This is a genomic window from Patulibacter medicamentivorans, assembly GCF_000240225.1.
Lineage (GTDB): Bacteria > Actinomycetota > Thermoleophilia > Solirubrobacterales > Solirubrobacteraceae > Patulibacter > Patulibacter medicamentivorans.
The window spans coordinates 1-5,438 of sequence record NZ_AGUD01000111.1 but is presented as its reverse complement, the minus strand read 5'-3'; the positions used below and the strand labels follow the sequence as shown (position 1 = coordinate 5,438).

6 protein-coding genes are annotated in these 5,438 nt (G+C 75.9%); 1 reads left to right on the top strand and 5 read right to left on the bottom strand.

The features are described from left to right. From PAI11_RS09240 to PAI11_RS27005, 5 genes are all read right to left on the bottom strand, one after another. Positions 1–272, bottom strand: a 272-nt coding sequence (locus PAI11_RS09240) for an RING finger protein (RefSeq protein ID WP_040599469.1), incomplete at its 3' end; no start/stop codon positions are given. After that, a complete protein-coding gene (locus tag PAI11_RS09235; RefSeq protein ID WP_007573471.1) occupies positions 269–748 on the bottom strand; it encodes a M67 family metallopeptidase in 480 nt (159 codons plus the stop codon). The genes PAI11_RS09235 and PAI11_RS09240, both read right to left, overlap by 4 nt. Beyond that, positions 745–1,968 carry a HesA/MoeB/ThiF family protein gene (locus tag PAI11_RS09230; RefSeq protein ID WP_007573469.1) on the bottom strand — a complete coding sequence of 408 codons (1,224 nt, stop codon included), beginning with the start codon at positions 1,966–1,968 and terminating at the stop codon, positions 745–747. Before PAI11_RS09230 ends, PAI11_RS09235 begins: the two co-directional genes overlap by 4 nt. After that, a complete protein-coding gene (locus tag PAI11_RS09225; RefSeq protein WP_007573467.1) occupies positions 1,965–2,231 on the bottom strand; it encodes an EsaB/YukD family protein in 267 nt (88 codons plus the stop codon). The genes PAI11_RS09230 and PAI11_RS09225 overlap by 4 nt, the downstream gene beginning before the upstream one ends. Positions 2,232–2,257: 26 nt before the next feature. Further along, on the bottom strand, positions 2,258–2,767 hold the full coding sequence (locus PAI11_RS27005; RefSeq protein ID WP_007573465.1) for a ubiquitin-conjugating enzyme E2: 510 nt from the start codon (positions 2,765–2,767) through the stop codon (positions 2,258–2,260). A 206-nt stretch (positions 2,768–2,973) separates the two neighbouring features. Here PAI11_RS27005 and PAI11_RS09215 point away from each other — a divergent pair, with 206 nt between their 5' ends. Then, the gene (locus tag PAI11_RS09215; protein ID WP_007573463.1) at positions 2,974–5,325 is read left to right on the top strand and encodes an ATP-binding cassette domain-containing protein; all 2,352 of its coding nucleotides are present in this window, start codon (positions 2,974–2,976) and stop codon (positions 5,323–5,325) included. The last annotated feature ends 113 nt before the right edge of the window (positions 5,326–5,438 follow it).

The following is a 5,438-nucleotide window of genomic DNA, read 5'->3' as shown; positions in this document are numbered from 1 at the left end:
TGGCGCGGCGCGATCGCCGTCGGGGGCTCGGCCGGCGGCTGGCCGTAGGGATCGGTCGGCTCGTCGGAGCCGGCCGCCGGCGCGTAGGCGCCCGCTGCGCCGGGGCCGGTCGCGGGCGCCCCGGCGCAGCCGGTGACCGCGCAGCCGCCGTTCTCGGTCCAGCACTCCTCGTGGTGGACCGCGCCGCAGGACGGGCAGGCGTGGGTCGCCGCCCCGGTCTTGACGGTGAAGTGGCAGAAGGGGCACGCGGCCCCGACGGGAGAGGTGCTCATCGGTCGTTCCTCGGGGACGGGACGGCGCCGGCGCGCCTGGCCGCGATCGGCCGTTGCGCCAGCAGCGCGACCTCGCCCGCGGTCCAGCCGAAGACGCCCTCGGTCCCGGCGTGCGGGTCGACGACGTGCGCGATCTGGCCGGCGCGGGCGAAGAAGTGCCGGTGGATGAAGAGGTCGTGGTCGCTCAGGAAGATCCCGAAGCCCGGGTGCGAGTGGTACCAGCCGACGATCTCGCGGCCGGGGTGGTCGCGCTCGAGGGCGGCGTGGACGGTCGCCCAGGCGTCGTGGGTGAAGGTCACGCTGGCCCGCTCGGAGGTCGCCTCCAGCGCCGCGATCGCCCCCAGCACGTGGGTCTCGCCCAGGTCGTCGTGGATGCCGCCGACGAGCACCCCGCCGACCTCGTGGCCGGGCTCGCCGAGGACGTGCGCGATCACCGCGTCGTGGGCGGCGCGGGTGAAGCGCGGCCGGTGGCTCATGCCGCCACCGCCCGCAGCCGCTCGATCGGCGGCCGCCCGCCGTCGAGCATCAGGTGCCAGCGGTCGAGGCCGTGGCGGACAGTGATCGCGTCGCCGGGCGGCAGGCCGAGGTCGCCCGGGCGCCGGGCCAGCAGCTCGTCGTCGTCGGGCCCGATCCGGTGGCGCAGCTGCGGCGTCGCGTCGCGGCCGCAGGCGGGGCAGCGGACGTCGGCCGGGCGCAGCTCGTGCAGCGGCCGCAGCAGCGGGGCGCGGGTCCCGCAGCTGCCGCAGTCGATCGCGATCGCCACGTCGAGCTCGGTCTCCAGCGTGACGTCCTCGCGGCCGAGCGCGCCGCGGCCGAGCGCCAGCAGCTCGGCGAAGCTGGCGTCGCCCGCCACCGGCGACGTGCGGGCCGGGTCGTAGTGGTCGTGGGAGAGGCACTGCTCGCGCCGCGGGTAGCTGACCACGTAGGAGTCGTGCGTCAGGCCGTTGAAGGCGAACCCGCGGCCGGCGAGGGTGTCGTCGGCGGCGATCCCGTGCAGCAGCTTGATCCCCTCCTGGACCTGGATCCCGGCGATCACGGCGGCGGTCGTGGCGGTCGTCGGCACCTTGCCGGTGATCAGCTCCTCGTGGCTCAGCAGCGCGCACGAGCGGCGGGCCGCGACCAGCTGGTGGTCGCGCTCGTTCATGGTGCACTCGTAGCAGGGGCCGTCCGGGGGCACGAAGGCGCGGACGACGCCCTGCAGGCCCTCGATCGCCCCGTCGACGTAGGGCGTGCCCGTCTTCCAGCAGGCCTGGCCGACGTGCAGCCGCGCCTCGCGGTTGTCGACGCCGCCGAGGACCAGGTCGACGTCGGCCACGATCCCGAGCCCGACGGTCGAGCGGACGTCGCCGACCACCCCGACGACCGTCACGTCGGGGTTCAGCGCGGCCGCCTCGCGGGCCACGACCGCCGCCTTCGGCCGGCCCTCGTCGCTGCTGCGGAAGAAGATGCAGCGCGACAGGTTGGAGTCCTCGACCACGTCCAGGTCGACGACCACGACCGTCCCGACGCCCATCAGGACGCAGCTCTTGACCAGCTCGTTGCCGAGCGCGCCGGCGCCGACCACCAGCACGGTCGCCCGCGCCAGCCGCGGCTGCTCCCACCACGTGATCAGGCTCTGGCGGTGGTAGCGCCCGTCGCGGGCGTCGGGGTCGACGGTCAGCCGGCCGCCGGCGGGATCGGGGTCGCGGTCGGTCACGCCCCGCCCGCGGTGATCTCGGCCACCAGCCGCAGGACGTCGCCGTCGCGGACGCCGGCCTGCGGCAGGGTCTCCTCGTCGGCGACCTGGCGGCCGGTGCGCTTGTGGTGGAACTTGTAGGAGAGCGGGACGCCGTCCGGGCCGACGGCGGGCATCTCCATCAGCTCGACGAGCCGCGCGATGATCCGGCCCGCGGCGGCGTCGTCGGGGACGGTGGCGTCCTCGGTCTTGTTGCCGGTGGCGTCGATGACGGTGATGTCCACGCGCGGATCCTGTCGGGTCGGACGGCCTAGGCCGCGATCGGGACGACCTGGGCGGTCGGGACCGGGACGGCGCGCGCGACCAGCGGGGCCAGGTCGTCGCCCGGTCGCGCGCCGACCGCCCGCGCCCAGGCGACCGCCTCGTGGTCGAGCGGGTCGTCGAGGTTGAAGTCCTGCCAGGTGGCCAGCCGCACCAGTCGGCGGACGACGTCGGCCAGCCCCTCGCCGGCGCTCCACGCCCCCAGGCAGACGCCGCCGTGACGGCGCGGCGGCAGGATGTTCGGATGCAGGATCGGCGTCGTCCAGCGGACGACCGGCGGCAGCCGCGGGTAGTCGCGGTGCAGCTCGATCGACGCCCGGTGCCCGAACCGCAGCAGCGGCAGGTCGTCGGCGCCGCGCGCGAGCCCGTCGGCGGCGATCGTGACGACGTAGCGCTCCGCGGGGTGCCCCTCGGCCTCGATGCTGACGCGCGGGTCCTCGCGGGTCAGCTCCTGCAGGTGGCGGTGGTCGGCCAGCAGCCGCCGGTCGCGGGGGTTCACGAGCGCGCTCCGCGGTCGGCGCGGACGGTCGGTCGGGGTGTCGCTGGACGGGCCTCCACGGCAGCCATCACACCAGATCGACCGGGCGCGCACCAGAGGTCGATCAGTTCCCTCCGGCGAGGGATCGCGCCGCTCCGGCGGCTGCGCGAGACTGGCCCGGGAGCGGTCCGCCCGCGGGCTCGGAGGGCCGTGGTTGAATGCCGCCCATGCCGCCGTCGACCAGCGGGGACGACGAGATCGAGGTCGTGCTGCGCCCGCGCGCCGCCGACGGCGGCCAGGAGCCGGCGCTGCTGATCCAGGGGCGCCGGATCCCGATCCCGCCCGGCGGCCTGGTGGTCGGGACCGATCCGGCGGGCGCGCTCGCGCTCGGGACCGCCGAGGCCGACGTCCACGACCCGGCGCTGCAGCTCGACCGCCACGGATCGCGCGTGGATCTGCGCAGCCTCGACGCGCGGACCGGGGTCGTCCTCGGCGGCGAGCGGCTGGCCGACGACGAGCGCCCGCTGCAGGACGGGGAGCGGCTCGAGGTCGGCGGCCACACCCTCTTCTTCGTCAGCGACCGCCACGGCGACACGATCGCCGTGCCCGGCGCCGCGGCCGCGACCGCCGAGGTCGTCAGCGCCAACCTGGCCCTCGACCGCGACGTGCTGCGACTGGGCAGCGATCCCGGGTGCGACGTGGTCCTGGCCCATCCGACCGTCTCGCCGCTGCACGCCGAGATCCGCACCAGCCCCAGCCGCCCGGGCGTGGCGATCGTCCGCGACCGCTCCGGCTCCGGGGCGGGCCTGCGGGTCAACGGCTCGCTGGTGCGGGCGGCCGACCTGCAGATCGGCGACGAGATCGCGATCGGCCCCTACCGGCTGATCTTCGACGGGTCGCTGCTGCACACGCGCGAGGACGCCGGGGCGCTGCGGCTCGACGCCGAGGGCGTCAGCGTCGTCGCCGGCGGCCGGACGATCCTGCAGCCGACCTGGCTGAGCGTCCGTCCCGGCGAGGTGGTCGCGATCATCGGCGAGTCGGGAGCCGGCAAGTCGACGCTGATGACCGCCCTCTGCGGCGTGCGCCAGGCCAGCGGCGGCCGGGTGACGGTCAACGGCGAGCCGCTGGAGACCCGGCTCAGCGACATCGGCTTCGTCCCCCAGGACGACATCGTCCACCGCGACCTGACGGTCAGCGAGGCGCTCGGCTACGCGGCCGAGCTGCGGCTGCCCCAGGACGCGTCGCGCCAGCAGCGCGACGCGGCGGTCGCCCAGGTGCTCGACGAGGTCGGCCTGGGCGAGCACGCCGGCAAGCGGATCGGCGCGCTCTCGGGTGGCCAGCGCAAGCGGGTCGGGGTCGCGACCGAGCTGGTCAGCCGCCCCGGGCTGCTGTTCCTCGACGAGCCGACGACCGGCCTCGACGCCGGCCTCGAGCGGCGGCTGATGCTGCTGCTGCGCGACCTGGCCGACGCCGGCCGCGGGGTGATGCTGGTGACCCACGCGACCCGCTCGCTGCACCTCTGCGACAAGCTCTGCGTGATGGGCCGGGGCGGCGTGCTCTGCTACCTGGGGCCGCCCGACCGGGCCCCGGCCTTCTTCGGCGTCGAGACCGCCGACGAGATCTACGAGGCGCTCGACCGGACCCCGGCGGAGCAGTGGCACCAGGCGTTCCTCGCGTCCGAGCACGCGCGGGCGTCGTGGGACGGCCCGGTCGCGCCGGCGGCGGCCCCGGCCCGCCAGCCGCGGCCGCGGGCGCTGCCGCAGTGGTGGATGCTGACCCGCCGCTACGTGAAGCTGACCCTGCGCGACCGCCGGACGCTGGTGACCAACGTCGCGCAGGTGCCGGTGCTGGCGCTGCTGACGGCGATCCTCTTTCACGCCGACGTCTTCCGCCACGACGGGCCGCCGGGAGCGATGGAGGCGTCGGCGTCGACCCAGCTGCTGTTCCTGGTCGTCACGATCTCGATCTGGTTCGGGGCGATCGGCGCCGCCCGCGAGATCGTCAAGGAGCGGGCGGTGCTGCGGCGCGAGCTGGCGGTCGGCGCGCGCGTGCCGGCCTACGTCGTCTCCAAGCTCGTGGTCCAGGGAGCGATCGTCGCGCTCCAGATCGTCGCCCTGACGGCGATCGTCTTCGGCCTGCGGCCGCTGCACGAGGGGGCCGGGACGGTCGCCGTCGTGGTCGGGCTGCTGGTCGTCGGCGGCCTGACCGCGGTCGCGATGGGCCTGGTCGTCTCGGCGCTCGCCCGCAGCGAGGACCAGGCGTCGAGCTTCATCCCGCTGATCCTGGTGCCGCAGCTGCTGTTCAGCGGCGCGCTGGTATCGGTGGCGCAGATGACGGCGGTCCTGAAGCCGATCTCGGGCCTGGCGTTCGCGCAGTGGTCGTTCGCGGGCGTCGGCTCGGCGATCGACATGAACGAGCGGATCGCCCGCGACCCGGTCTTCGCGCGGGCCAGCCGCTACGGCCCGGACTTCTTCGGCCTCGCGCCCGGCGCGGCGGCGGCGATCCTGATCGGGTTCGGGCTGCTGTTCGCGGTCGCGGCGGCGGTCCTGGTCGATCGGCGGGTCCGGCATGCGGAGTGAGCGGCGCGCCGCGGGCGGCCGGGTTGCCGGCGGCGTGGCGCTGGCGGCGGCGATCGCGTTGAGCGCCTGCGGCGGCGGCGCGACGGTGGCCGAGTCGACGGGCGCGCGGCCGG